This window comes from Nitrosopumilus sp. b1, assembly GCF_014078545.1.
Taxonomy (GTDB): domain Archaea; phylum Thermoproteota; class Nitrososphaeria; order Nitrososphaerales; family Nitrosopumilaceae; genus PXYB01.
Genome location: NZ_MU078766.1, coordinates 1 through 1,695 on the forward strand (window position 1 = coordinate 1; position 1,695 = coordinate 1,695).

General features: G+C 35.2%; 4 protein-coding genes and 1 tRNA gene. 4 read left to right on the top strand and 1 reads right to left on the bottom strand.

Going from position 1 to position 1,695, the window contains the following annotated elements:
- The 3 genes from C6988_RS10510 to C6988_RS10520 form a co-directional block, all read left to right on the top strand.
- On the top strand, positions 1-637 hold a 637-nt coding region (locus C6988_RS10510), incomplete at its 5' end, for a succinate--CoA ligase subunit alpha (RefSeq protein ID WP_182135356.1).
- Between the two features lie 41 nt (positions 638-678).
- Positions 679-846 carry a 50S ribosomal protein L40e gene (locus tag C6988_RS10515; RefSeq protein ID WP_182135359.1) on the top strand — a complete coding sequence of 56 codons (168 nt, stop codon included), beginning with the start codon at positions 679-681 and terminating at the stop codon, positions 844-846.
- Between the two features lie 53 nt (positions 847-899).
- Positions 900-993: transfer RNA gene (locus C6988_RS10520), tRNA-Val, on the top strand.
- 19 nt (positions 994-1,012) lie between these two features.
- On the opposite strand, the gene C6988_RS10525 is transcribed toward C6988_RS10520, so the two are convergent.
- Positions 1,013-1,306 carry a hypothetical protein gene (locus tag C6988_RS10525; protein ID WP_182135361.1) on the bottom strand — a complete coding sequence of 98 codons (294 nt, stop codon included), beginning with the start codon at positions 1,304-1,306 and terminating at the stop codon, positions 1,013-1,015.
- A 140-nt stretch (positions 1,307-1,446) separates the two neighbouring features.
- Here C6988_RS10525 and C6988_RS10530 point away from each other — a divergent pair.
- On the top strand, positions 1,447-1,695 hold a 249-nt coding region (locus tag C6988_RS10530), incomplete at its 3' end, for a UBP-type zinc finger domain-containing protein (RefSeq protein ID WP_182135363.1).

Genomic DNA, 1,695 nt, shown 5'->3' on the forward strand with positions numbered 1-1,695 from the left:
TGCAGGAAAAGAAGCACTAGAAGCTGGAATCAAATTATTAATTGCTATTCCAGAACATGTCCCAGTCAGAGACACCTTAGAATTACTAGAACTTGCAAAACAAAAAGACGCAGTAGTGATTGGACCAAACACGCCGGGAGTTATAATTCCTGAAGTGATAAAAATTGGCATCATGCCTGCAAGTCCTTTCAAAGCAGGGGACATTGTCGTCTTATCGAAAAGTGGGACATTACTTTATGAAATATCAAATGCATTAACGCAGGCAGGATTTGGTCAAACAATAACCATAGGAATTGGAGGGGATCCTGTTAATGGAACAAGATTAATTGATGCATTTGAAATGATCAAAGATACTCCCGATTTACGAGGTCTTGTAGTTGTAGGCGAGATAGGAGGAGATGCAGAAGAATTATTGGCACAAAAAATTATTGATTCAGGATTCAATAAACCAGTTGTAGCATACATAGCCGGACGAGCAGCTCCTAAAGAGAAGAGGATGGGACATGCAGGTGCTATTGTAATGGGCAACTATGGCTCAGCAGAATCTAAAGTATCTATGTTCAATAAGGCAAATGTCCCAGTAGCCAAACGCCCTGCAGAAGTTCCAGTGCTTTTAGCCACAAAAATGGAGAACTAAGCCGATTAAATTAAAAGAGAGAGATTTTTGGAAGAATTAAGATGCCAATAACAGATGTAGCAAAAAAACAGATTGCACAAAGAGTTCGTCTTCATATGAAAATCTGTTTTTATTGTGGAGCAAGAAATTCGATCGCAGCAACTAGATGCAGAAAATGTAGAAATAGTTACTTACGATTAAAGAATAGAAATCTTGGCGTTAAGAAATAATCATTTTATCAATAAACTAAAGACACAAAAAGTTCTTTTAAAGTAGATTCTTTGGACCGGTCGTCTAGTGGCTAGGATGACGCACTCACACTGCGTAAGGAAATAAAATTCCCGCAAGGGTCATGGGTTCAAATCCCATCCGGTCCATTATTTTTAAAAAAATAGATTATTGTTTGTTTGATAGTTGTTGATATGCTTCACGTCTTTGTTGTCTTCGTTTCTTAATTAAACTAAACATAATCATTCCGACGTTAATAATAGAAACAATTTCAATCAAATCAACACCATACAATAACCAATCAAGTGCAGGATGAATTCTTGATATCATACCAGTTTGTAAATACAAATCTGCATTCCAAACCATATGTGGAATTTGTATGAATTGAATTACAGCAATGATTAGTATGCTACCTAATATTTTATCCTCATACCATTTCCAAAATTTATTCCATGCATTCATATTTTATTTTACATTGTTTTAGCATTTAACCAATACGAAAATTAGATGCAACTAATTAGATTGGACTAATTTTTTTGTGACTAATTTTTTCAAAATTAATCTAAGCTAAGTTTTAATTTTGTAAATAATTAAAACATTACATGACAAAACTTTGTGAACATTTTAAAAAAGAAAACCAGGTTGAACCAAAAACAAAAGGATGTCAAGAATGTGAAAAAGAGCATTTACCATGGGTTGCAATACGAATGTGCCTTACTTGTGGCCACGTAGGATGTTGTGACTCGTCAGTTGGCAGACACGCAACAAAACACTATGAGGAAACGGGTCATCCTGTAATGCAAGCAATTCCAGATAAAATATGGAAGTGGTGTTACGTGCATGAAGAGTAC

Bases quoted from the DNA above. Each gene is read 5' to 3' on its own strand.
- C6988_RS10515 (WP_182135359.1), top strand. From the start codon at position 679: ATGCCAATAACAGATGTAGCAAAAAAACAGATTGCACAAAGAGTTCGT.
- C6988_RS10525 (WP_182135361.1), bottom strand. From the start codon at position 1,306: ATGAATGCATGGAATAAATTTTGGAAATGGTATGAGGATAAAATATTA.